Below are 23,497 nucleotides of genomic sequence, written 5' to 3'. Positions count from 1 at the left end.
GCCCATGACGGCGGCCGGCGACGGGACGTACCTCGAGCCGGGCGGCTCGTGGCGGTCGATCTGGCTGGTCGCCGCGGCGCTGGCGGTGCTGCTCGTGCTCGACGCCGTGCTGCCCGGTCCCGACGTCCCCGCGTTGCTCTGGATGCTGTTCGGCGCGCTGGTGCTGGGCGGGGTCGGCGCGGGCTGCCTGTCCGCCCGCCGGATCTGGACCGTGCGGGTCGACGGCCGCGGCGAGGACGCCGCGCTGACCGTCGGCCGCGACCGGGTGCCGCTGGCCGAGGTGGACGCCGCCCACCTGCGCGGGGTCGTTGCCGGCACCGCCGGCGTGGACGCCGGGGCCGCGGTGCTCGGCGGGGGCTGGTCGGTGCCCAAGGGCCGCACCGGGCTGCCGCTCAAGCGCACCGACGGGCAGACCCTGCTCGTCCCCACCCGGGTTCCGCGGGCGCTGACCGAGGCGATCCTGGCCGCCCACCCCGCCACCCCACAGGTGGAGCAGGGAGACTGACTCCGTGATGACGCCGTACCCCTACCAGGCCCCGGCCTCCGCGCAGCTGTTCGACAGGGCCGGCCGGATCACCCCCGGTGGGGTCAACTCCCCGGTGCGGGCCTTCCGCGCCGTCGGCGGCACCCCGCGCTTCATGGCCGAGGGCAGCGGCGCCTGGCTGACCGACGTCGACGGCCGTCGCTACGTCGACCTGGTCGCCTCCTGGGGCCCGATGATCCTGGGCCACGCGCAGCCCGAGGTCGTCGCTGCCGTCACCGCCGCGGCGCGGCGCGGCTTCAGCTTCGGCACCCCGACCCGCGGCGAGGTCGAGCTCGCCGAGGAGATCGCTTCGCGGGTCGCACCGGTCGAGCGGGTGCGGCTGGTCAACTCCGGCACCGAGGCGGTGTTGTCGGCGATCCGGCTGGCCCGGGGCGCCACCGGCCGGCCGCTGGTCGTCAAGTTCGCCGGGTGTTACCACGGCCACGTCGACGCGCTACTGGTTTCGGCCGGCTCCGGCGTCGCCACACTGGCCCTGCCCGACACCCCGGGCGTCACCACCGGCGCCGCCGCGGACACCGTCGTCCTGCCCTACAACGACGTGGCCGCGGTCGAGGCGGTGTTCGCCGAGAAGGGCGACCGGATCGCCTGCGTGATCACCGAGGCCGCGCCCGGCAACATGGGCGTCGTCCCGCCGCTGGACGGGTTCAACGCCCACCTGCGCCGGATCACCGCCGCGCACGGCGCGCTGCTGGTCGTCGACGAGGTGATGACCGGCTTCCGGGTGTCCCGCTCCGGTTGGTACGGGCTCGAGCCGGTCGAGGCCGACCTGTTCACCTTCGGCAAGGTGATGGGCGGCGGGCTGCCGGCCGCGGCGTTCGGTGGCCGCGCCGACGTCATGGAGCAGCTCGCGCCGGCCGGGCCGGTCTACCAGGCCGGCACGCTGTCCGGGAACCCGGTCGCGGTCGCCGCCGGGCTGACCACGCTGCGGCTGTGCACCGAGGAGGTCTACGCCCGTTGCGACGAGGTGGCCGCCGTGCTACGCGGTGCGGCCAGTGCGGCGCTGTTCGCGGCCGGGGTGAAGCACCGGATGCAGCAGGCCGGCTCGATGTTCTCGGTCTTCTTCGTGCCCGACGAGCGCCAGGTGCGCGACTACGACGACGCCCGCAGCCAGGACATCGCCCGGCACACCGCCTTCTTCCACTCCATGCTCGCCTCCGGCGTGTACCTGCCCCCCTCGGCCTACGAGGCCTGGTTCGTCAGCGCCGCGCTGGACGACGCCGCGGTCGAGCACGTGCTCGCTGCGCTGCCGGCCGCCGCCCGGGCCGCCGCGGCCGCCGACCCGACCCTGTCGCCTGCCCGCGATGCAGCGGCCAACGACGCGCAGGAGCTGTCCCCGTGACCTCGAACGACCAGCCGACCGACGGCCGAAGTGGCCAATGTGCCCGGCAGGTGACCACCGTCGTCCACGTGATGCGGCACGGCGAGGTGCACAACCCGACCGGCGTCCTCTACGGCCGGCTGCCCGGTTACCGGCTGTCCCCCGGCGGGGAGGACATGGCCCGGACGACCGCCGGGTGGTTCCGCGGCCGCGACGTCACCTACCTGGTGGCCAGCCCGCTGGAGCGCGCCCAGCAGACCGCCGCCCCGATCTCCGCGGCACTCGACCTGCCGATCGCCACCGACGAGCGGCTGATCGAGGCCGGCAACGACTTCGAGGGCAAGACCTTCGGTGTCGGTGACGGCGCGCTGCGGCGACCGGCCAACTGGTGGCGGTTGCGCAACCCGTGGCTGCCGTCGTGGGGCGAGCCGTACCGCGAGATCGCCGCGCGGATGGTCGGCGCGGTCGCCAGTGCCCGGGACGCTGCCCGCGGGCACGCCGCGGTGTGTGTCAGCCACCAGCTGCCGACCTGGACCCTCCGCCTGCACCTGGAGGGCCGCAGCTACCTGCACGACCCCCGCAAGCGGGAGTGCGGGCTGGCCAGCGTCACCTCGCTGACCTACATCGGCGACCGGCTCACCCGGATCGACTACGCCGAGCCCGCCGGGGCCACCGACCCGGACGCGGTGCCCGGTGCGTAGTCCCGGGGTGCGCAGGGCGCTGCTCGTGTTGGCTGCCCTCGGCGCGCTCGCGGGATGCACCACGGGCGCCGGGGCGGTCGACGTCGCCAACGGCGGGGAGTTCCGGTTCGTCGCGGGTACCCCGGCCGGGAAGGTCATCCCGGCCGGCGAGCGGGCCGCCGCACCCGCGTTCTCCGGCACGCTGCTGGACGGCGGGGACTTCGACTCCTCCTCGCTGGCCGGGGACGTCGCCGTCCTGAACTTCTGGGGTTCGTGGTGCGCGCCCTGCCGGGTGGAGACGCCGCAGTTCCAGGAGGTCTACGCCGACGTGCAGGACGACGGGGTGCAGTTCCTGGGGCTCAACGTCAAGGACGTGCAGCAGCTCGCGACCGCCTTCGTGGAGAGCAAGGGCGTCACGTTCCCCTCGCTGTTCGACCCGAAGGGCGAGGTCGCGCTGGCCTTCCGCGACTACCCGGCCACCGCCATCCCCTCGACGATCGTGCTCGACCGCGAGGGCCGGGTCGCCGCGGTGTACACCGGTGAGGTGCAGCAGGACGACCTGCGCGCGGTGCTTGACCTGGCGCTGGGGGAGGACTGAGGTGGGGGAGACCTTCGCCGGGCTGGTCGCCGACGGGCCGCTGCTCGTGGCCGCCGCCGTGGCCGCGCTGGTGGGGCTGATCAGCTTCGCCTCGCCGTGCGTCCTGCCGCTGGTGCCCGGCTATCTCTCCTACGTCACCGGCCTGGTCGGCACGGGCGCCGGGACGACGGCCAACGTTCCCGTCGGCACCGGTACCGGCACCGTCGGCGGTGCCGGCGCGACCGCCACCGCCGTCCGGGAGATCACCGACGAGCGCTCCCCGCGTGGGCGGATGGTGCTCGGCGCGGTGCTGTTCGTGCTCGGTTTCACCGCGGTGTTCGTGGCCGCCGGCACGGCCTTCGGCGGGCTGGGCCGGCTGCTCCTGCAGTACGACGACGTGCTGACCCGGGTCTTCGGCACGGTCACCGTGGTCGTCGGGCTGGGTTTCCTCGGCTGGCTCCCGCTGCTGCAGCGCACCAAGCGGATGAGCGCCCGGCCGGCCGCGGGTCTGGCCGGCGCGCCCCTGCTCGGCATCGTGTTCGGGCTGGGCTGGACCCCGTGCCTGGGCCCGACGCTCGCCGCCGTCTTCTCCCTGGCGGTCAACGAGGGGACGGCGGCGCGCGGTGCGCTGCTGTCGGTCGCCTACTGCCTGGGCCTCGGCGTTCCGTTCGTGCTGGTGGCCATGGGGGCCCGCTGGGCGATGGGTGCGACGTCCTTCCTGCGCCGGCACGCCCGCACGGTCACCCGGTTCGGCGGCGTGGTGCTCGTGCTGGTCGGTCTGCTGCTGCTCACCGGCGCGTGGACCGAGATGATGCAGTGGCTGCGCAGCTGGCTGGCCGCCACCGGGTTCGGGGAGTCCGCGCTGTGACGGGGCGAGAGCTGTGACCACGACGGCCCCGCCGAGGCCGGCCGCGCCGACCATCCCGCCGTCCCGGCCGTCGTTGGTGCGTCGGGTCGGCGGCCGGCTGCTGCGCTGGTGGCGCCAGCTGACCGCGATGCGCACCGCGCTGATCCTGCTGTTCCTGCTGGCCGTGGCCGCGATCCCGGGATCGCTGCTGCCGCAGCGCTCGCTGTCGCAGTCCAACGTCACCCGGTACTTCGCCGACCACCCGACGCTGGCGCCGGTCCTCGACAAGCTCTACCTGTTCGGCGTCTTCAGCTCGCCGTGGTTCGCGGCCATCTACCTGCTGCTGTTCATCTCCCTGATCGGCTGCGTGCTGCCCCGCGCCGCCGAGCACGCCCGCAACCTGCTGTCCTCGCCGCCAGCGGCCCCGCGGCACCTGCAGCAGCTGCCCGAGTCCACCGAGCTCACAGCGAGCCTGCCGCCGGTCGCCGCGCTGGACGTGGTGGAGGAGGAGCTCCGGGTCAAGCGCTTCCGGGTGGTCCGTCGGGAGGGCCGGGCCGGACCGGAGCTGTCGGCGGAGAAGGGCTACCTCCGCGAGACCGGGAACCTGCTGTTCCACCTGTCGCTGCTGGCGCTGCTGCTCGGCCTGGCCGGCGGCAAGCTCTGGGGCTACGAGGGCAGCATCCTGGTCACCGAGGGCGGCGGCTTCTGCAACTCCTTCCAGCAGTACGACACCTACTCCGCCGGTCCGCTGGTGAGCCAGTCCGACCTCACCCCGCTGTGCGTGGACCTGACCGACTTCCGGGCCGAGTACGAGGCGAACGGCACCGCGGCGTCCTTCACCGCCGACCTCGACTACGGCCTGGCCGGGGCGGCGATGCGGGCCACCACCATCGGGGTGAACCACCCGCTGCGCGTGGACGGCGACCGGGTCTACGTCACCGGCCACGGGTTCAGCCCCAGTTTCACCGTGGTGCTGCCCGACGGCCGGTCCTTCGACGACGTCTCGGCGCCGTTCCTGCCCACCGAGACCGCGACGATGGCCAGCGAGGGCGCGCTCAAGCTGCCCGACCTCGGCGCCGGGGCCACCGACCAGCTGGCCCTGCAGGGCTTCTTCGCCCCGACCGGGTTACTGCAGGGCAGTGTGCTGGTCTCGACCGACCCACGGCCGCTGAACCCGCAGGTCGCCATCTTCGTTTACCGGGGCTACCTGGGTCTGGACTCAGGGCTACCCCAGTCGGTGTACTCGCTGGACCAGACCCAGATCGACCGTGACCAGCTGACCAAGGTCGGCACGGCCAACCTGTCGGTCGGAGAGTCCACCACGCTGGACGACGGCACAGTGGTCACCTTCAGCGGCCTCAAGGAGTTCGCCGCCCTGCAGCTGTCCCACGACCCCGGCCAGGGCTGGGTGCTGGCAGCGGCGATCTCGCTGCTCGTCGGGCTGCTCGGAATGCTGCTGGTGCGTCGCGAGCGGGTGTTCGCCCGGGTCGGGCCGGCCCCGGACGGCGGGGGTACCGTGCTGTCGATCGGCTCGCTGACCCGCGGCAGCGCCGACACGGCGCCGCGGTTCACCGCACTGACCGACCAGGTCAGGACGGCGCTGGCCGACCGCAACCGCACGTCCGCACCTGACGCCGCCGCACCGTCCGCGCGCGGTGGCGCACCGGAGAAGGAGATCCCGTCCTCGTGATCGACCCGTCGCTCGCCGCGCTGTCGGACAACCTGTTCTCAGTCGCCGTGGTGCTGTACTCGCTGGCGGTCGTGGCGTTCTGTGCCGAGCTGGCCTTCGGCAACTGGCCGGCCCGGTCCCGCGAGCTGGTCGCCGTCGGCGCCGGGGCGCCGACGGTGGTGCAACCGGGCGCGCTGGACGGCCCGCCCGCCGAGTCGCCGGGGGCGCGGCGGCTCGGCGGGGTGGCGATGGCCCTGACCGTGCTGGGCGGGGTCGCCCACGCCGCGGTGCTGGTGACCCGCGGGATGGCCGCCGACCGGCTGCCGTGGGGAAACATGTACGAGTTCGCCACCGCCGTGGTGCTCGTGGCGGTCGTGGCCTACACGGTGCTGGCGCTGCGGGCGCCGGTGCTGCGGCACATCGGTGCGTTCGTGCTCGGCCCCGTCGTCCTGGCGATGGTGCTGATCGGGCTGTTCCTCTACGCCTCGGCCGGCCCGCTGGTCGCGGCGCTGCGGTCGTGGTGGCTGGGCGTCCACGTGACGACGGCGATCCTCGGCTTCGGCATCTTCTTCGTCAGCGGCATCGCCAGCGTGCTGTACCTGCTGCGGTCCCGGTACGAGCAGAAGGCCGCTGCGGGGCTGGCGCCGTCGTCCTCGCTGCTGGCCCGGTTGCCCAGTGCCGCGGCTCTGGACCGCACCGCCCACCGCACGGCGGTCTTCGGCTTCCCGATCTGGACCTTCGCCGTGATCGCCGGCGCGATCTGGGCGGAGAGCGCCTGGGGCCGGTTCTGGGGCTGGGACCCCAAGGAGACCTGGGCCTTCATCGCCTGGGTGGTCTACGCCGCCTACCTGCACGCCCGCACCACCGCCGGTTGGCGCGGCCGGCCCTCGGCCTGGGTCAACGTCGTCGGGCTGGCTGTGATGGTGTTCAACCTGCTCTACGTGAACATGGTGTCGACCGGTCTGCACAGCTACGCCGGCGTCAACTGAGCTGGATTCCGTCGCCCGACCGATCACCCTTAGTCACTGGATCGGGTGGTTCTGCCTGTCAGACGTCGCGGAACCGTGTCGCTCGCTGCCGAACGTGGCATCCTGGCCGCATGACTGATCGCGGTGGAGCTCACCGTGGGTAGGCACGCGGCCGACGAAGGCGCCGGTGTCCACCCGATCGTGGCGGCTGCTCTGCAGCGCCAGGCCCCGGAGTCGCTCGGCGGCCTCCGGCACGCGAGCGGCCGGCGCCCGGCCACCGCGGCCGACGGCGGCCTCGGCTGGCCCGGCTCGCCGCCGGACGGGACCGGCCTGGGCTGGCCGGCCGACGCGCAGATCGACCGCACGCCCGCCGGAACCGGTGCGGTCGCCGTCCTCCCGGAGGAGCCGACGCGGCGCCGGGCCGGCTGGCGGCGGTTCTTCGGCGGCGCCGCCGTGGACAAGCCGCGGGGCAGCAGCGCCGCCTGAACCCCCCACCTCCGGTGTAACAGCGGAACGGTTACGCCGTGCTCAGAAGCACTGCAGACGATGGCCTACGGGCCGCCCGATGAATGGCTCCGCGATTGATCGGGCGGTCAGCTCGCGGCGCCGTCGTCCCGGCGTGCCCGCCGCTCGAGCTCCCGCAAGAATTCCGGGTCGTCGTCGGGCGCCAGCGGCCGGATCGGCCGGGCCACCCGGGGACGCCGGGCCGGGCGCGCCGGCCGGGTGGTCACGTCCGGACCCCCCTGCGCCGCGGCGGCCCGCATCGCCAGCACGACCACGCCTACAGCGATCGCCATCATGACCAGAACGACCATGCCGGTTCCCCCCTCGTCGGACTCCAATGTAGCTCGGCAGCGATACTCGGGGGCGGGGATCTGAGTCCCACCCGGGGCCGGACCCGACCGATCCCGAACCGGAGGGCGTCATCGACGCGGTGGACGAGCAGTTGATCGGCCTGCTGCGGGCCAACGGCCGGGCCAGCTACGCCGAGCTCGCGCGGCAGGTGGGCCTGTCGGCTCCCTCCGTGCACGAGCGGGTGGGCAAGCTCGAGGGCTCGGGGGTGATCACCGGTTACCGGGCGGTCGTCGACCCGGCCTCGGTGGGCCTGGGCGTCACCGCGCTGGTCGGGGTGATCGAGAGCGACTCGGTCGACGACACCGGCCTGGAGGAGGCGATGCGCGAGCTGCCCTACGTCGAGGACTGCTGGCGGGTCGCCGGGAGCGAGGGCTACGTGCTCAAGGTGCGCGTGTCCGACATCGCGGCACTGGAGGACACCATCAGCGCGTTGAACCGGATCAGAGGCGTCGCCCGAACCCGGACGACCGTTGTGCTGTCGACCAAGTGGGAGGGCCGTCATGGCTGACCGGTACGCGAACACCACCCCCGAGCCCGGTCCTGCCGCGGTCGGCCCGACCGGCGGGCCGGCGCAGGCGCCCAAGGTGCTGCCCTGGGCGCTGGCCTACAGCCTGGGCCGGGTCGTCATTGCGGTCGCGCTCGTCGCGCTGCTGTGGCTGGTCGGACTGGGCAGCTTCCCGGGCGTGCTGTTCGGCCTGCTGCTGTCGATGCCGGTGGCCTACGTGCTGCTGCGGCCGGCCCGCGGCAAGCTCACCGAGGCCCTGGCCACCCGCAGCCTCGCCAAGCAGGAGCTGCGGGCCCGACTGCGCGGCACCGACGCCGACGACGCCGCCGCCTGAAGGAGGCCCCGCTGCAGGGTCCCGCCGCGAGCCTGCGAGCGGCGGGGGGCAGCGGGTCCTTGCTCAGCTCAGCGCGAGCCCGACCGCGAACAGCACCCCGGTGACCAGCGTCAGCCGACCGGTGGCCTTGAGCGCCCCGATCAGCACCGGACCGCGGCCGCCGCCCAGCACCCGGCGCACCGGCGGCACGGCCAGCGGTACGGCCAGCAGCCCCAGTAGCGCCCACGGGCGGGCGCTGCCGATGACCGCGATCAGCATGAAGGCGACGAGCAGCAGGACGGTGTAGGCCCGCCGGGTGCCCTGCTCGCCCAGCAGCACGGCCAGGGTCCGCTTGCCGACCGCGGCGTCCCCGTGCACGTCGCGCAGGTTGTTGACCACCAGCAGGGCCACCGACAACAGTCCGATCGGGACGGCCGCGGCCACGGCGAGGGAGTCGAGGTGCCGGGTCTGGGCGAACGTGGTCCCCACCACGGCGACCAGGCCGAAGAAGACGAAGACGAACACCTCGCCGAGTGCCCGGTAGCCGTAGGGAAGCGGGCCGCCGGTGTAGGTCCAGGCGGCCAGGATGCTCACCGCGCCCACGGCGACCAGCCACCAGCTGGACAGCGCGGCGAGGCCGAGGCCGGCGACTGCGGCCACCGCGAAGGCGATCCCGGCGGCGACGAGCACCTGCCGGGGGCCGGCCGCACCGGAGCCGACCAGCCGCATGGGGCCGACCCGGTCGGCGTCGGTGCCCCGCTTTCCGTCGGAGTAGTCGTTGGCGTAGTTCACCGCCACCTGCAGGGCCAGCGCCACCACGAGCGCGAGCACGGCCGGGCCCAGCCGGAACCCGTCCAGGGCGGCCGCGGCGCCGGTGCCGACGAAGACCGGCGCGAGTGCGGCGGGCAGGGTCCGGGGGCGGGCGCCCTCCAGCCACTGGGCGGGGGTGGCCACTACTGCTCTCCGCTGGTCAGCTGCGTCGCGACCGAGCGGCGGTCGGGCTTGCCGGTGTGCAGCGTGGGGACGGCGGCGATCTCGTGCAGCTCGCGGGGGGCGGCGGCTGCGCCGAGCCGGGCGGTGACCCAGGGCCGCAGCTCGGCCAGGGTGGGCGTCGCGCCGGGCGCGGGGACGACGGCAGCGACCACCCGCTGGCCCCACTCCGGGTCCGGTCGACCGGCGACGACGGCGTCGGCGACCGACGGGTGCTCGCGCAGCACCGCCTCCACGGCCTGCGGCGCCACGTTCACCCCGCCGGTGACCAGGACGTCGTCCAGCCGGCCGTGCACGGTGAGCCGGCCGTCGGCGTCCAGCGAGCCGGCGTCCCGGGTGCGGAACCAGCCGTCGGCGCCGAAGACCGCCGCCGTGCCAGCCGGGTCGAGCCGGTAGCCGTGCGCCAGGGTCGGGCCGGACAGCTGCACGCCCTCGTCGTCCACCCGGACGCCGACGCCGGCCAGCGGCACGCCGTCGTAGACGCAGCCGCCGGCGGTCTCGCTCATCCCGTAGGTGGTGCGCACCGCGACCCCGGCGTCCCGGGCCCCCTGCAGCAGGGCGGCGTCGGTGGCTGCTCCGCCGACCAGGACGCCGTCGAAGGTGGCGAGCGCGTCGGGCTCGGTGGCCAGGAACCGGCGCAGTTGGGTGGGCACCAGGGAGGTGTACCGCCGGTCGCCGGCCGGCAGCCGGGCCAGCGCCGAGCCCAGCGGCTCGTGTCGGCCCAGCACGGCGGGGGCGCGGCCGGCCAACGCGCTGCGGCAGAGGACCTGCAGGCCGCCGACGGCTGAGAGAGGCAGCGCCAGCAGCCAGCTCCCCGGGCCACCCAGCCGGTCGAGCGTGGCGGTGGCCGAGGCGCGCAGCGCGCCGGCGGACAGCAGCACCCCGCGACCGCCGCCAGTGGACCCGGAGGTGACCACGACCAGGTCGGTGCCCGGCTCCAGCGGCTGGTCCGGGCGGAGCACCGCACGGGCGGTGCCGGCCGGCCCGGTGCCGGCGGGCAGGACGGCCAGCGGGGCGTCGCCGTCCAGGCAGGCCTGCAGCGTTGGCCAGACGGTGCCCAGCACCGCGGCGGCGTCGTCCGGGCCGGGAGCGGGCACGAGGGTCAGCTGCCGGGCCACGGGGAGCGAGCCTACGGCGGGGGCGCCGGCCGCTCAGAACAGGTCGGGAACCAGGGCCAGGACGACGAACCGGATGGTGCGGCCGACCAGGCACGCCGCCAGGAAGCTGCGCACCTTCATGCTCGAGCTGCCCGCGTAGAAGGCGATCGCGAGCAGTGGAGGCAGCCCGACCGCGCCGCTGACCAGCACGACCACGGGCCCGGCGCGGCCGGACAGCAACCGGGTGCCGACGGCGTTGGCGTGCCGGGTCCAGACGCCGAGCCGCTGCAGGCCCCGGCGGGTCCGCCCGGCGGGGGCGTCCTCCCGCGCGCCGTCCCCGGCGGTCACCTCGGCGGCCGCCTTCGCGCCCCGTTCGCGCAGCCGGCGCAACCACCGTGACTGGCCGGCCGAGCGCGCGGCGCTGAACAGCACCAGCTTCCCGGCGGTCTGGCCCAGGGCGGCGGCGACGGCGCCGGCCAGGGCGATGCCGGTCGCATGGGTGACGGCCAGGCCGATCACGTACGCCTCGACCGGCAGGAACGGGGTCACCGCCGAGACGGCGCCGAACACCAGGCCCAGGGCGATGAGCCCGAGGGGCCCGGCGTCAGGCACGGGCGGGAGCGCTCCGCACTGCCGCGGCGGCGGGCGGCGTCACGTGCGCCCGGTCGGCGGGCAGCCGCAGCCGCAGCACGCGGACCAGCGAGAAGACCTTGATGCAGAGCACGGCGCTGGCAGCGACCAGGGCGACCCGTTGGTCGGGCACGAAGACCAGCAGTAGGACGAGCAGCGTCGTGTTCGTGACCTTGGCGACCACGTGCCAGTTCAGGGTGTACGCCAGCCGGTCGACCAGGAAGAAGTAGTTGGGGGAGAGCACCGGCCAGCGCATCGGCAGCAGCGTCAGCGGCAGGTCGACAACGACGAACTGGAACAGGAATACGGCCACCGGTAGTGGCGCCGGCACGAACATCAGCAGCACGAGCGCGCAGCTGGTGCAGTTGATCCGGTCGCACACCACGTCGAACACCGCGCCGAACCGGGACTCCTGGCCCCGCCAGCGGGCCAGGCAGCCGTCGGCGGAGTCGCCGACCCAGTAGGTGAGGTAGGCGGCCAGCAGCAGCGGCCAGGAGTGCTGCACCGCCGCAAGCGTCACCAGGATCAGTGAGGCGACGGTCCGGACGACGGTGACCGCGTTGGGGCCGTTGAGCAGTTGCCGCCGGTCGGCGCAGCAGCAGCCACGCACCCCGCAGCCACGCATTCCGCAGGACGCGACCGGGGTCCCGGCGGTAGGCGCGGAGCTGCGGTGCAGGATCGAGAGGGCCACTGCGGACTCCGGGGTTCGCGGCTGGGTGGACGGGCGACGGCGCGGGTGCACCGTAAGCCAGACCCGGTATGCAGGACATGGATCGGCGCGGTGTGTCCGGGCCGCCCACCTAGGCTGTCGGCGTGGTCGATGCCCTCTCCGCCGGTGCCGGGCCGGCGCTGGAGGCGCACGTGTACCGGGTGCCGCTGCGCACCCGGTTCCGCGGCATCGACGTCCGCGACGGGGTACTGGTGCGCGGCCCGGCGGGCTGGGGCGAGTTCTCCCCGTTCTGGGACTACGACATCGCAGAGAGCCGCCGCTGGTGGGCGTGCGCGCACGAGGCGGCGGTGCTGGGCTGGCCGGACCCCCTGCGGGCCAGCGTGCCGGTGAACGTCACGGTGCCGGCGGTCGGTCCGGAGCGGGCGCACGCGATCGTCACGGCGTCGGGCTGCCGGACGGCGAAGGTGAAGGTCGCCGAGCCCGGGCAGTCCCCGGCCGAGGATCTCGCCCGGGCGGAGGCGGTGCGCGACGCACTGGGGCCGGCCGGCGCCATCCGGGTCGACGCCAACGCCGCCTGGGACGTCGACACCGCGGTGGCCCGGCTGCGTGAGCTGGACCGGGTCGGGCTGGAGTACGCCGAGCAGCCGTGCCCGACGCTGGCCGACCTGGCCGCGGTGCGCCGGCGGGTCGACGTCCGGATCGCCGCCGACGAGGTGGTGCGGCGGGCGGCCGACCCGCGCCGGATCGACCTGACCGCCGCGGCGGACGTCGTCGTCCTCAAGGTGCAGCCGTTGGGCGGGGTGCGCGCGGCGCTCGAGGTGGCCGAGGCGCACGGGTTGCCCTGCGTCGTCTCCTCGGCGTTGGAGAGCTCGGTGGGCATCGCCGCCGGGGTCGCGCTGGCCGCCGCGCTGCCCGAGCTGCCGTTCGCCTGCGGGCTGGCCACCGTGGCGCTGTTCACCGCCGACGTCGCCAGTGCGCCGCTGCTGCCGGTCGATGGTGCGCTGCCGGTCGTCCGGGCGGTGCCCGACCGGCTGGCCGAGGTCCGCGCCGACGCCGACACCGACCGCCGGTGGCGGGAGCGGCTGGCCGCGGTGCTGGCCGCCGGGGTGCCCACGTGACGACCGGCGTCGCCGACGAGCCGAACCCGGCCACCGCCTTCGCGCGGGTGCTCGTCGACGAACTGGTCCGCGGCGGCGTGACCGACGCCGTGCTGGCCCCCGGCTCCCGTTCCGCGCCGCTCGCGCTCGCGCTCGCCGACGCCGAGGCGACCGGGCGGCTGCGGCTGCACGTGCGCATCGACGAGCGCACCGCGGCCTTCCTCGCCCTGGGCCTGGCGAAATCGTCCGGCCGGCCGGTGCCGGTGCTGACCACCTCCGGTACGGCGACCGCACATCTGCACGCCGCGGTGCTCGAGGCCTCGCACAGCGGCGTGCCGCTACTGGCGCTGACCGCCGACCGGCCCCCCGAGCTGCGCGACACGGGGGCCAACCAGACCGTGCAGCAGGCCGGTCTCTACGGCGGCGCGGTGCGCTGGGCGGCCGACGTGGGCGTCCCCGAGCCCGGCCGGGCCGCGGCGCAGAACAAGTACTGGCGCTCGGTGGTGGCCCGTGCCCTGCTCGTCGCCCGCGGTGCACTGTCGGCCGACCCAGGACCGGTGCACCTGAACCTGGCGCTGCGGGAGCCGCTGCTGCCCGGGGACGGCGTCCCCGGCGTCCGACCCGGCCCGCCCACCGGGCCGTGGGCCGGGCGCCCTGGTGGCGCGCCGTGGACCCGGGCCGCCGGGCCGGCGGTCTCCCGCGGCGTCGGCCTGGCCGCGGCGCCGGCCGGGTCCGGACGCATCCTCGTCATCGCCGGTGACGCGCCGCCAGCGGTCGGCCGCGGCGCCGCCGTCGTCGCCGACCAGCGTGGCTGGCCGGTGCTCGCCGAACCCAGCAGTGGTGCCTGGGGGGCATCGGGCGCCGTACGCGGGGCGGCGCTGCTGCTCGGCGTCCCGGAGTGGCTTGCGGCCCACCGGCCCGACCGGGTGCTCGTGGTCGGTCGGCCGACGCTGTCCCGGCCGGTCGCCGCGCTGCTGGCCGACCCGCAGGTCGAGGTGGAGGCCTACGGGCCCAGCCCCCGGTGGGCCGACCCGAGCCGGGAGAGCATCACGGTGGGCGGCGTCGCGCTGGACCCGGGGATGGTGCTGCGCGACCCGGCAGCCCGTGCGGCAACCGGTGAGTGGGCCGCCGCCTGGAGCGCCGCCGCCGCCCGGGTGGGCGCCGCGGTCGACGCCGAGCTGGACGACGTCCCCCCGCGCGGGCTCACCGCCGCCCGGCTGGCCCGCGACGTGGTCGCCACGCTGCCTGCCGGGGCGCTGCTGGTGCTGGGCTCGTCCACCCCGGTGCGCGACGTCGACCGGCTGGCCGTGCCGCGGCCGGGCTTGACCGTCCTGGCCAACCGGGGGGTGGCCGGCATCGACGGCACGATCTCGACCGCGATCGGCGCGGCGCTGGCGCACCAGGGCGGCGGCGGGGGACCGGCGTTCGCGCTGATGGGCGACCTGACGTTCCTGCACGACCTGACCGGCCTGCTCACCGGCGAGGGTGAGCCGCTGCCGAACCTGACCGTCGTCGTCCCGGACAACGACGGGGGCGGGATCTTCGTCCAGCTCGAGCCCGGGCAGGCCCGGTACGAGGCCGGTTACCGGCGGGTCTTCGGCACGCCGCACGGGCGCGACCTGGTGGCGATCGCCCGGGCGCTCGGGTGGGCGGCGACTGCGGTCGGCGTCCCCGGCCAGCTGGTCGCCGCGCTCGGCGCAGGCGGGCCGCGGGTGGTCGTCGTCCGCACCGACCAGCTGGCCGAGGCCCGGCTGGCGACCCGGCTGCGCGACGTCGCCGCGGCGGCGCTGGGCTGAGCTGGCCGGTCAGTCCGCCCGGGCCGCGCCGGAACACCCGTCGCTGAACACGCATGTGGCGCCTGGTCCGGCCTGCTGACCGTGTCGCGTCTGTTGCAGCCGCGGGAGCGGGCGGCCGTTCCAACCCACCCGCTACTCGCGGATCTGGGTCAGAGCACAACGAGCCGGAGGACCTGTCCGGCAGCTGGCTCCGTCAGCCCGGCGAGGTCACCTCGAGGGGTCAGTCCTCCAGCGCGGCCTGGAACGCGGCCAACTTGGCCTGGGTCTCGGCGAGCTCGGCGATCGGGTCGGAGCCGGAGACGATGCCGCAGCCGGCGAACAGCCGGGCCTGCCGCCCGTCCTCCGCGCCGGTCAGCTGGGCGCAGCGCAGGGCGAGGCCGAACTCGCCGTCCCCGCGGGCGTCGAGCCAGCCCACCGGCCCGGCGTAGCGGCCGCGGTCCATGCCCTCGAGCTCGACGATCACCCGGGCCGCCGCGGGGGTCGGGCTGCCGCAGACGGCGGCGGTGGGGTGCACGGCGCCGACCAGTTCGAGCAGGCCGGTCCCATCGTCGTCCCGCTGGCGGCCGTGCACGTCGCTGGCCAGATGGCGCACGTTGGGCAGCGTGAGCACCTCCGGCTGCGCCGGGACGACGAGCTCCGCGCAGAAGGGCCCCAGCGACGCGGCGAGCGAGTCGACGGCGTAGGCGTGCTCCGCGTGGTCCTTGGCCGAGTGCGCCAGGCCCTCGGCGAGCCGGTGGTCGTCGGCTCCCGCGCCGCGCGGGGCGGTGCCGGCCAGCACCCGGGCGGACAGCTCCCGGCCGGTGCGGCCCAGCAGCAGCTCGGGAGTGGCGCCGAGAAGTCCGTCGACGGCAAAGGTCCAGCAGTCGGGGAAGCGCTCGGCCAGCCGCAACAGCAGTCGTCGTGGGTCCAGCGGCCGGTCGGCGGTGACCAGCAGGTCGCGGGCGAGCACGACCTTGTCCAGCTCGCCGGCGTCGATGCGCCCGACGGCCGCCGCGACCGCGCCGCACCAGGCCACCGGGTCGAGTGCGCCGTCGGCGTAGGCGAGCCGGCCGATCGAGGTGGCGGCGTCCTGCGGGGAGGTCTCGACGACCGCCGGGCCGCCGTCGCCGGTCATGGTGACCCACGTGCGCCCGGCCCGCCGCCCGACGACCACCTCGGGGACGACGAACACCGACGTCCCGGCGACCGGGTCGAAGGCGATGGAGGCGAAGACGAGCGGCCCCGAGCCGGGGATGCCGAGTGGGTCGGTCACCTCGCTGCGGGCGCAGCGCTCGGCCCACCATGCGGCGGCCGTGGCCAGCGCATCCGGACCGGACACCTCCAGCCGATCGGCCTCGCCCCAGCCGACCAGGCCCTCGCCGCGCCGCACCCAGGCCAGGGCGCCGTCGGCGGGCAGCAACGTCAGCAACGGCGTGCGCCGGGCGCCCAGCGACGTGGTCGTGACCGTCGCCGTCCTGGTCGTCGACGGGAGGGCTGCCGTGGTCACCGCTCCAGGGTAGGAGGCCCGCCGGTAGCGTCAGCCACGTGGCGACCGGATCACCGACCGACGGCGTGCGCGCCGACCTGCAGAAGCGGCCGGCCGAGGTGGCGGCGATGTTTGACCGGGTCGCCGGGCGCTACGACCTGACCAACACGGTGCTCTCCGGCGGGCTCGACGCCGGCTGGCGGCGGGCCACCCGGGACGCGATGGGCGCCCGGCCCGGGTCGACCGTGCTGGACGTGGCCGCCGGCACCGCGGTGTCGACGGTGGAGCTGGCCGCCGGCGGTGTGCGGGCCATTGCCTGCGATTTCTCGCAGGGGATGTTGCGCGCCGGTGCGGCGCGCGCCGTACCCAAGGTGGCCGGCGACGCGATGGCGCTGCCCCTGGCCGACGAGAGCGTGGACGGCGTCGTCATCTCCTTCGGGCTGCGCAACGTCGCCGACCCACGGGCGGCGTTGCGGGAGTTCGCCCGCGTCACCCGGCCGGGCGGGCGGCTGGTGGTCTGCGAGTTCTCCAGCCCCACCTGGTCGCCGTTCCGAACCGTCTACACCGAGTACCTGATGAAGGCGCTGCCCCGCATCGCCCGGGCGGTGAGCAGCAATCCCGAGGCCTACGTCTACCTGGCCGAGTCGATCCGGGCGTGGCCGGCGCAGGCGGAGCTGGCCGGGTGGCTGCAGGGCGCGGGTTGGTCCGACGTCGCCTGGCGCAACCTGACCGGGGGCGTCGTCGCGCTGCACCGCGGCACCCGCGGCACCCGCGGCTGAGTCGCCGACCCTTTCCCGCCCACCCGGATCACGCGAACACCGGACATGGACCATCTGGCCGCACCAGCCAGGCGCCGGCCGGACCGCCAGACTTGCTCGACGAATCACCACCCTCCTTTCGGTGGCCCTCCAGGGCCGCCGGAGTGACAGGGTGCAGGCGTCCCCCGAGTCGAGGAGCTGGATCCCGCCCGCGTCGCCGTCATCCTCATCGACCTCCAGGCGGACTTCTGCGACCCGGATGCGCGCGGCCAGACCGCCAACGTCGCCACGGCGCAGCGCGCTCAGGCGTTCGCCGGTGAAGCTGCCGCGCTCGGCGCTCGCGTCGTCTACACCCGCCAGGTCCTCGACCCGCTCCACCTGACCGCTCGCCAGCAGCGGGCAGCCGCCGGCGAGCAGCTCTGTCGGGCCGGTACCCCGGGCGCAGAGTTGGCCGTCGCACCGTTGCATGGCGCCGCGGTCGTGACGAAGCACCGCTTCGACATCTGGCAGAGCGACGAGTTCACCCGACAACTCGACGACTGGGGCATCGAGGGGCTGGTCCTCGGCGGTGTCGAGATCGCCTGCTGCGTGCTCTACGCCGTCCTCGGCGCCGCCGAGCGTGGCTACGACTACGCCGTCCCGCTGGACCTCGTGTCGGGTCAGGACGTCACTGAGGGGACGGACAATGCGGCTGCCCGCAACCTCCTCCGGCACAATCACGCCGACCGGGTCGTCCACTCGTCAGCGGAGCTGCTCGAAGCCTGGCGCTGCCGTTTCGCGCCAAGCCACGAGGGCACCGCACGCGGCATGACCTCCCCGCCGGTCCCGCAGCCGCAGCCCCCCTCGCCGTCGCCGTCGCCGGTCGACCCCGTACCTCCGCCGACCCCGGCGCCCGTGCCCCAGCCGACCCCCAGCGACCCCACCGTGCCGCCGCCCACCCCCTCGCCCGGCCCGGTCTGACCGTTCCGCAACACCCGAGGACCCCCGGCGATCCGATTTCTCCGGGGGTCCTTGGGTTCTGTCCGCCCTCGGGCATAGGCTTCGACCGCTCGGCCTTGTGAAGATGTTCACAAGCTCATCCCGGCTACGGCCGGTGCGGATCGGAGGTGGTCGACGTGCCCAGCCCAGTCCCGGCTGCCAGCGGCCACACCGCCGACGTGCTCGTGGTCGGTGCCGGCCCCGCCGGGTCCTCGGCTGCCTACTGGCTGGCTGCCGCCGGGCTGGACGTCGCGGTCCTGGAGAAGGCCTCCTTCCCCCGGGAGAAGGTCTGCGGTGACGGCCTCACCCCGCGCGCGGTGGCCGGCCTCGACGCCATGGGCGTGGATACCTCGCCCGCCGCCGGCTGGGTGCGGCACCGCGGCCTGCGCGTGTACGGCGGTGGCCAGGTCATCGAGGTCGACTGGCCGCAACTGCACCGGTGGCCCGACTACGGGCTGATCCGCAGCCGCCGCGAGTTCGACCAGCTCCTCGCCCGGCACGCTGTCGCCGCCGGCGCACGGCTGCACGAGTGCGTCACCGTCACCGAGCCACTCCTCGACGACGCCGGCCGGGTCGTCGGCGTGCACGCCACCGCCGGCGACGACCGGAGCCCGCAGACCTGGCGCGCGCCCCTGGTGGTGTCTGCCGAGGGGCTGTCCGGGCGGCTGGCGAAGTCGCTGGGCCTGCTCCGCCGCGAGGACCGGCCACTGGGCGTCGCCGTCCGCAGGTACGTGCGCAGCCCCCGCGGTGAGGACAACTACCTCGACATCTCCTTCGACCTGTCCGAGACCGGCCCGACGAAGGAGTCGATGCCCGGCTACGGCTGGGTCTTCGGCATGGGCGACGGGACGGCGAACGTCGGCTTCGGTCTGCTCGACACCCGCTCGGCCGGCGACGTCGACCACCGCGCGGTCCTGCGCCGCTGGCTGGCCTGTCTGCCGCCGGAATGGGAGCTCGACGAGGAGCACGCGGTCAGCCCGCTGCGCGGGGCCGGCCTGCCGATGGGCTTCCACCGGCAGCCCGCCTACACCCGCGGGCTGCTGCTGGCCGGTGACTCGGCGGGCGCGGTCAACCCCTTCAACGGCGAGGGCATCAGCTACGCGATGGAGACCGGCCGGATGGCGGCCGAGACCGCGATCGAGGCGCTGGCCGCGGCCGAGGGCCCGGCCCGCGAGGTGGCGCTGCGGCGGTACCCGCAGCGGCTGGCCGACGAGTACGCCGGTCACCACCGCCTCGGCGCCGGCTTCCTGGCGTTGCTCAGCCATCCGGAGCTGGTCCGCTTCGCCACCGCCCACGGCCTCAAGCGGCCTGCACTCGTGCGCGCCGCCCTGCGGTTGATGGGCAACCTCACCGACGGCAGGGAAGGCGACGCGGTCGACCGCACCGTGCACGCCCTCACCCGGCTGGCGCGGGTGGCGTGATGCCGACACGACCGTGGGCTCCGTCACCACCCGGTGTACGGAAAGTGACGTCGACCACCGTAGGGTGCCGCTGATGTTGTCGCTGTACGTGCCGTTGCTGGGCCTGGGTGCGCTGGCCGCGGCCTTCGCGCTGTTCTCGGTGACCGCGGCGCCGTTCATCGGCCCCCGCCGGTACAACCGGGCCAAGCTCGAGGCGTACGAGTGCGGCATCGAGCCGGTCGACCAGCCGCTGACCGGCGGCCGCTTCCCGGTCAAGTTCTTCCTGACCGCGATGCTCTTCATCATCTTCGACATCGAGATCGTCTTCCTCTACCCCTGGGCCGTCGCCAACGACGCCCTCGGCGTCTTCGGCCTGGTCGAGATGGCGGTCTTCCTGGTGACGGTCTTCATCGCCTACGCATACGTGTGGCGCCGCGGTGGGCTGGAATGGGAATGACGCGCCACCGCGGACCCGGCCGTCCCGCACCCGAGCACAAGGACAGGGAGGCCTGACATGGGGCTCGAGGAGAAACTGCCCGGCGGCGTCCTGCTGACCACGGTGGAGAAGCTGGTCAACTGGACCCGCAAGTCCTCGTTGTGGCCGGCCACCTTCGGGCTGGCCTGCTGTGCGATCGAGATGATGGCCTCCGGCGCCGGCCGCTACGACCTCGCGCGCTTCGGCATGGAGGTCTTCCGGGCCTCGCCGCGGCAAGCCGACCTGATGATCGTCGCCGGCCGGGTGAGCCAGAAGATGGCCCCGGTCCTGCGCCAGATCTACGACCAGATGCCCGAGCCCCGCTGGGTGCTTGCCATGGGCGTGTGCGCCAGCTCCGGCGGCATGTTCAACAACTACGCGATCGTGCAGGGCGTCGACCACATCGTGCCGGTCGACATGTACCTGCCCGGCTGCCCGCCGCGGCCGGAGATGCTGATGGACGCGATCCTCAAGCTGCACCACAAGATCCAGCACGAGCCGCTGGGGCCCAAGCGGGCCAAGCAGCTCGCCGCCGCTCGCGCCGACGGCACTGCCCCCGACCTGCACCTCGAGATGCCCTCCAGCGTCCGGGCCGACAAGGCGGCCCGGCAGGCGTACGAACAGGCCGCCGCGGCCGGCCGCACCGGGCAGTTCGCCATCGAGCAGCGCGGTGGTAACGCCGTCCTGTTGCCTGGTGCGGGGGACCGGCGATGAGCGACGGGAAGGTGACGCGCGAGCGAGCATCGCAGGGAGCGCCAGCGACCGAGGAGCGGAACGAGTCCGGAGTCGACCGATGAGCGACGAGGCGGGCTACGGGGCGGCCACCGGCCCTGGCGGAGGCTTCCGCAAGGGCGCGTTCGGGGTCAGCGGGAGCGGTGACACCTCCGGCTTCGGTGGCCTGGTCCGGGTGGAGCCGGGTGGCGCGGTCGCCCTGCACTCCACCGAGCGGCCCTACGGCGGCTGGTTCGACGAGGTCACCGACGCCCTCATCGAGGCCGTCGGCCAGGCCACTTACGACGCGGCCGTCTCCCGCGTGCTGGTCGACCGCGGCGAGATCACCTATTTCGTCGCTCGCGAGCACGTGCTGACCTTGGTGCAGGCGCTCCGGGACGACGACGCCCTCCGGTTCGAGCTCTGCAGCAGCGTCTCCGGCGTCGACTACCTCGACAGCGGCGGCCCGGCGGCGAGCCCCGGCCGGCCTCGGCTGCACGTCGTCTACCACCTGACCTCGATGACCTACCGCCGGCGGATCCGCCTGGAGGTCGCGGTCACCGCCGAGGACCCGCACATCCCGTCGGTGACCCGGGTGTACCCGACGGCGGACTGGCACGAGCGGGAGACGTGGGACATGTTCGGGGTTGTCTTCGACGGCCACCCGGCGCTGACCCGCATCCTCATGCCCGACGACTGGGACGGGCACCCGCAGCGCAAGGACTACCCGCTGGGCGGGGTGCCGGTCGAGTACCACGGTGCCCAGATCCCGCCCCCCGACGAGCGGCGGAGCTACCGATGACCGGAGCAACCCGATGACCACCACCAGCGACCCGTACGCCGGTTCCCGGCAGACCACCGAGGGGCGGGTCTACACCGTCACCGGTGGCGACTGGGACGCCACTCTCGGCGCCGATCCGCACACCGAGGAACGGCTCGTCGTCAACATGGGCCCGCAGCACCCCTCCACCCACGGGGTGCTGCGCCTGGTGCTCGACCTCGAGGGTGAGACGGTGACCAAGGCGCGGGTGGTCATCGGTTACCTGCACACCGGTATCGAGAAGAACGTCGAGTACCGCACCTGGACGCAGGGCACGACGTTCGTGACCCGGATGGACTACCTGGCTCCGCTGTTCAACGAGACCGCCTACTGCCTGGCCGTGGAGAAGCTGCTGGGCATCGAGGTGCCGCAGCGGGCGCAGACCATCCGGGTGCTGGTGATGGAGCTCAACCGGATCGCGTCCCACCTCGTCGGCATCGCGACGTTCGGCATGGAGATGGGCGCGCTCACCGGGATGACCAACGGGTTCCGCGAGCGGGAGCTCGTCCTCGACCTGCTCGAGGAGATCACCGGGCTGCGGATGAACCACGCCTACGTCCGCCCCGGCGGCCTGGCGCAGGACCTCCCCGAGGGCGCGGTCGAGCACGTCCGCGAGTTCCTGGCCGTGATGCCGGGGCTGATCACGACGATGCACCGGCTGCTCACCGGCCAGCCGATCTGGCAGCGCCGGCTCAAGGACGCCGGCTACCTCGACGTCACCGGCTGCCTCGCCCTCGGCGTGACCGGCCCGATCCTGCGGTCCGCCGGTCTGCCGTGGGACCTGCGCAAGGTAGAGCCGTACTGCGGCTACGAGACCTACGACTTCGAGGTGCCGACCGCCGACAGCGCCGACGCGTGGGGCCGCTACCTGGTGCGGGTGGCGGAGATGAGCGAGTCGCTGAAGATCGTCGAGCAGGCACTGGACCGGCTCGAACCCGGCCCGGTGATGGTCGAGGACAAGAAGATCGCCTGGCCGGCTCAGCTGTCCCTCGGCGCGGACGGTATGGGCAACTCACTGGAGCACGTCCGGCACATCATGGGCCAGTCGATGGAGGCGCTGATCCACCACTTCAAGCTGGTGACCGAGGGCTTCCGGGTGCCGGCCGGGCAGGTCTACTCGGCGATCGAGTCCCCCCGCGGCGAGCTCGGCTTCCACGTGGTCAGCGACGGTGGCACCCGTCCCTTCCGCGTCCACGTGCGCGACCCCAGCTTTACCAACCTGCAGGCGACGGCGGCGATGAGCGAGGGCGGCATGATCGCCGACGTGATCGCCGCGATCGCCTCGATCGACCCCGTGATGGGAGGAGTCGACAGGTGAGTGCTCTTCCCGGTTCCTACGAGGGGACGGCGGTCACCGGGCTGGACTCCAGCCCGGTGGACTCCACTCCGGAGACGGTGGCCGCGTTGCCGCCGCTGACCGCGCAGAACGAGGGGGAGGCGCGCGAGATCATCGCCCGCTACCCGGAGCCGCGCTCCGCTCTGCTGCCGATGCTGCACCTGGTCCAGTCGGTGCAGGGCTACGTCTCGCCCGAGGGCACGGGCTTCTGCGCGCGCATCCTGGGGCTGACCAAGGCCGAGGTCGGCGCGGTCGCGACCTTCTACACGATGTACAAGCGGCATCCCACCGGTCGGCACCTGGTCAGCGTCTGCACCAACACGCTGTGCGCCGTCCTCGGCGGGCAGGCCATCTACGACGCCGTGGCCGAGGACCTCGGGGTGGGCCACGACCAGACCACCGCCGACGGCTCGCTCACCCTCGAGCACGCCGAGTGCCTGGCGGCCTGTGACTACGCCCCCGTGGTCACGGTCGACTACGAGTTCTACGACCAGCAGGACGTCGAGAGCGCCCGCGAGCTGGTCGCGGCGCTGCGCCGCGGTGAGAAGCCCGCGCCCACCCGCGGCGCCCCGCTCACCGACTTCTGCGGCATCTCCCGGCAGCTGGCCGGGTTCTCCCAGCACGCCGACGCCGCCGCCGAGCGGGCCGCGATCGACGGTCCGTCGGCCGGCGAACCCACCCTGATCGGCGTCCGGCTGGCTGCCGAGCGCGGTGAGTCGGCTCCGCCGATGGACGAGGCTCAGCAGGCGGCCACCCCCGAGCCCACGCCCGAGCCGGCGATCGCCGGCGGGGGCACACCTGCCGCGAAGGCCGGGGACGCCACGGTGGCCGCGGCCGGCAACCCGGCCGAGAAGGCCGGTGCCGCCCAGGTGCACACCGACGCTCCGGAGCCCGCAGGCCGTCAGCCGGCGGAGCGCGGCAGCGACGGCACCGACACCCCACCCACGCGGAACCCCGGCGCCTCCGGCCAGGGCACCTCCGTCGAGCGAGAGGCCTGA

25 protein-coding genes and 1 pseudogene are annotated in these 23,497 nt (G+C 74.5%); 20 read left to right on the top strand and 6 right to left on the bottom strand.

Annotated features, from left to right (window positions below; all coding sequences use genetic code 11):
• Positions 1-4 precede the first annotated feature (4 nt).
• From BLW04_RS02005 to BLW04_RS01970, 8 genes are all read left to right on the top strand, one after another.
• Positions 5-505 (top strand): hypothetical protein, encoded by a 501-nt coding sequence (locus BLW04_RS02005; RefSeq protein ID WP_091536608.1) that lies wholly within the window; start codon positions 5-7, stop codon positions 503-505.
• A 7-nt stretch (positions 506-512) separates the two neighbouring features.
• Positions 513-1,883 carry a glutamate-1-semialdehyde 2,1-aminomutase gene (gene hemL / locus BLW04_RS02000; RefSeq protein ID WP_091536605.1) on the top strand — a complete coding sequence of 457 codons (1,371 nt, stop codon included), beginning with the start codon at positions 513-515 and terminating at the stop codon, positions 1,881-1,883.
• A 50-nt stretch (positions 1,884-1,933) separates the two neighbouring features.
• Positions 1,934-2,563 carry a histidine phosphatase family protein gene (locus BLW04_RS01995; RefSeq protein ID WP_254780946.1) on the top strand — a complete coding sequence of 210 codons (630 nt, stop codon included), beginning with the start codon at positions 1,934-1,936 and terminating at the stop codon, positions 2,561-2,563.
• Positions 2,556-3,140, top strand: coding sequence for a TlpA family protein disulfide reductase (locus BLW04_RS01990; RefSeq protein ID WP_254780945.1), 585 nt, complete (start codon positions 2,556-2,558; stop codon positions 3,138-3,140). The genes BLW04_RS01995 and BLW04_RS01990 overlap by 8 nt, the downstream gene beginning before the upstream one ends.
• A gap of 1 nt (position 3,141) precedes the next feature.
• Positions 3,142-3,987 carry a cytochrome c biogenesis CcdA family protein gene (locus BLW04_RS01985; RefSeq protein WP_091536600.1) on the top strand — a complete coding sequence of 282 codons (846 nt, stop codon included), beginning with the start codon at positions 3,142-3,144 and terminating at the stop codon, positions 3,985-3,987.
• Positions 3,988-4,000: 13 nt separating this feature from the next.
• Positions 4,001-5,656, top strand: coding sequence for a cytochrome c biogenesis protein ResB (locus BLW04_RS01980; protein ID WP_091536597.1), 1,656 nt, complete (start codon positions 4,001-4,003; stop codon positions 5,654-5,656).
• A complete protein-coding gene (ccsB, locus tag BLW04_RS01975; protein WP_091536595.1) occupies positions 5,653-6,624 on the top strand; it encodes a c-type cytochrome biogenesis protein CcsB in 972 nt (323 codons plus the stop codon). Before BLW04_RS01980 ends, ccsB begins: the two co-directional genes overlap by 4 nt.
• Positions 6,625-6,759: 135 nt before the next feature.
• Positions 6,760-7,089, top strand: a complete 330-nt coding sequence (locus tag BLW04_RS01970; RefSeq protein WP_139306699.1) for a hypothetical protein — start codon at positions 6,760-6,762, stop codon at positions 7,087-7,089.
• Positions 7,090-7,196: 107 nt separating this feature from the next.
• On the opposite strand, the gene BLW04_RS01965 is transcribed toward BLW04_RS01970, so the two are convergent.
• On the bottom strand, positions 7,197-7,418 hold the full coding sequence (locus BLW04_RS01965; protein WP_091536590.1) for a hypothetical protein: 222 nt from the start codon (positions 7,416-7,418) through the stop codon (positions 7,197-7,199).
• A gap of 119 nt (positions 7,419-7,537) precedes the next feature.
• On the opposite strand from BLW04_RS01965, the gene BLW04_RS01960 reads away from it, so the two are divergent.
• The gene (locus tag BLW04_RS01960) at positions 7,538-7,966 is read left to right on the top strand and encodes an Lrp/AsnC family transcriptional regulator (protein ID WP_217630785.1); all 429 of its coding nucleotides are present in this window, start codon (positions 7,538-7,540) and stop codon (positions 7,964-7,966) included.
• Positions 7,959-8,297 (top strand): DUF4229 domain-containing protein, encoded by a 339-nt coding sequence (locus BLW04_RS01955; RefSeq protein WP_091536585.1) that lies wholly within the window; start codon positions 7,959-7,961, stop codon positions 8,295-8,297. The genes BLW04_RS01960 and BLW04_RS01955 overlap by 8 nt, the downstream gene beginning before the upstream one ends.
• Before the next feature lie 63 nt (positions 8,298-8,360).
• On the opposite strand, the gene BLW04_RS01950 is transcribed toward BLW04_RS01955, so the two are convergent.
• From BLW04_RS01950 to BLW04_RS01935, 4 genes are read right to left on the bottom strand one after another with little or no spacing between them, the layout of a single operon-like run.
• The gene (locus tag BLW04_RS01950) at positions 8,361-9,230 is read right to left on the bottom strand and encodes a 1,4-dihydroxy-2-naphthoate polyprenyltransferase (protein ID WP_091536583.1); all 870 of its coding nucleotides are present in this window, start codon (positions 9,228-9,230) and stop codon (positions 8,361-8,363) included.
• Complete coding sequence (gene menE, locus BLW04_RS01945; RefSeq protein ID WP_091536580.1) at positions 9,230-10,384, bottom strand: o-succinylbenzoate--CoA ligase; 1,155 nt, start codon at positions 10,382-10,384, stop codon at positions 9,230-9,232. The genes BLW04_RS01950 and menE overlap by 1 nt, the downstream gene beginning before the upstream one ends.
• 33 nt (positions 10,385-10,417) lie before the next feature.
• The gene (locus tag BLW04_RS01940; protein WP_091536578.1) at positions 10,418-10,975 is read right to left on the bottom strand and encodes a hypothetical protein; all 558 of its coding nucleotides are present in this window, start codon (positions 10,973-10,975) and stop codon (positions 10,418-10,420) included.
• Positions 10,968-11,684, bottom strand: coding sequence for a CDP-alcohol phosphatidyltransferase family protein (locus BLW04_RS01935; protein ID WP_217630784.1), 717 nt, complete (start codon positions 11,682-11,684; stop codon positions 10,968-10,970). Before BLW04_RS01935 ends, BLW04_RS01940 begins: the two co-directional genes overlap by 8 nt.
• Positions 11,685-11,806: 122 nt before the next feature.
• On the opposite strand from BLW04_RS01935, the gene BLW04_RS01930 reads away from it, so the two are divergent.
• Together BLW04_RS01930 and menD are read left to right on the top strand one after the other, a co-directional pair.
• Positions 11,807-12,781: an o-succinylbenzoate synthase gene (locus tag BLW04_RS01930; protein ID WP_091536575.1), complete on the top strand. Its 975-nt coding sequence runs from the start codon at positions 11,807-11,809 to the stop codon at positions 12,779-12,781.
• Positions 12,778-14,556, top strand: coding sequence for a 2-succinyl-5-enolpyruvyl-6-hydroxy-3-cyclohexene-1-carboxylic-acid synthase (menD, locus tag BLW04_RS01925; protein WP_091536856.1), 1,779 nt, complete (start codon positions 12,778-12,780; stop codon positions 14,554-14,556). Before BLW04_RS01930 ends, menD begins: the two co-directional genes overlap by 4 nt.
• Before the next feature lie 220 nt (positions 14,557-14,776).
• On the opposite strand, the gene BLW04_RS01920 is transcribed toward menD, so the two are convergent.
• Positions 14,777-16,042: an isochorismate synthase gene (locus BLW04_RS01920; protein ID WP_091536572.1), complete on the bottom strand. Its 1,266-nt coding sequence runs from the start codon at positions 16,040-16,042 to the stop codon at positions 14,777-14,779.
• A 38-nt stretch (positions 16,043-16,080) separates the two neighbouring features.
• Between BLW04_RS01920 and BLW04_RS01915 the strand changes: the two genes are divergently transcribed.
• The 8 genes and pseudogenes from BLW04_RS01915 to nuoE all read left to right on the top strand — a co-directional run bounded on the left by BLW04_RS01915 (position 16,081) and on the right by nuoE (position 23,497).
• The gene (locus tag BLW04_RS01915) at positions 16,081-16,800 is read left to right on the top strand and encodes a demethylmenaquinone methyltransferase (RefSeq protein WP_091536570.1); all 720 of its coding nucleotides are present in this window, start codon (positions 16,081-16,083) and stop codon (positions 16,798-16,800) included.
• Between the two features lie 177 nt (positions 16,801-16,977).
• Positions 16,978-17,739 (top strand): cysteine hydrolase family protein, encoded by a 762-nt coding sequence (locus BLW04_RS26475; protein ID WP_175483868.1) that lies wholly within the window; start codon positions 16,978-16,980, stop codon positions 17,737-17,739.
• A gap of 155 nt (positions 17,740-17,894) precedes the next feature.
• Entirely contained in the window at positions 17,895-19,178 is a 1,284-nt protein-coding gene (locus tag BLW04_RS01905) for a geranylgeranyl reductase family protein (RefSeq protein WP_175483851.1), read from the top strand.
• Positions 19,179-19,251: 73 nt separating this feature from the next.
• A complete protein-coding gene (locus tag BLW04_RS01900) occupies positions 19,252-19,614 on the top strand; it encodes an NADH-quinone oxidoreductase subunit A (RefSeq protein ID WP_091536854.1) in 363 nt (120 codons plus the stop codon).
• A 57-nt stretch (positions 19,615-19,671) separates the two neighbouring features.
• Positions 19,672-20,139: pseudogene (locus BLW04_RS01895) on the top strand (NADH-quinone oxidoreductase subunit B family protein); the annotation flags it as partial.
• A gap of 286 nt (positions 20,140-20,425) precedes the next feature.
• Positions 20,426-21,145, top strand: coding sequence for an NADH-quinone oxidoreductase subunit C (locus BLW04_RS01890; protein ID WP_091536559.1), 720 nt, complete (start codon positions 20,426-20,428; stop codon positions 21,143-21,145).
• 13 nt (positions 21,146-21,158) lie between these two features.
• Positions 21,159-22,481, top strand: coding sequence for an NADH-quinone oxidoreductase subunit D (locus tag BLW04_RS01885; protein ID WP_091536556.1), 1,323 nt, complete (start codon positions 21,159-21,161; stop codon positions 22,479-22,481).
• A complete protein-coding gene (nuoE, locus tag BLW04_RS01880; protein ID WP_091536553.1) occupies positions 22,478-23,497 on the top strand; it encodes an NADH-quinone oxidoreductase subunit NuoE in 1,020 nt (339 codons plus the stop codon). The genes BLW04_RS01885 and nuoE overlap by 4 nt, the downstream gene beginning before the upstream one ends.

It is taken from the genome of Modestobacter sp. DSM 44400 (assembly GCF_900107175.1).
Taxonomy (GTDB): domain Bacteria; phylum Actinomycetota; class Actinomycetes; order Mycobacteriales; family Geodermatophilaceae; genus Modestobacter.
The sequence above is the reverse complement of the archived record's forward strand: the minus strand, read 5'-3'. Positions and strand labels throughout refer to the sequence as shown.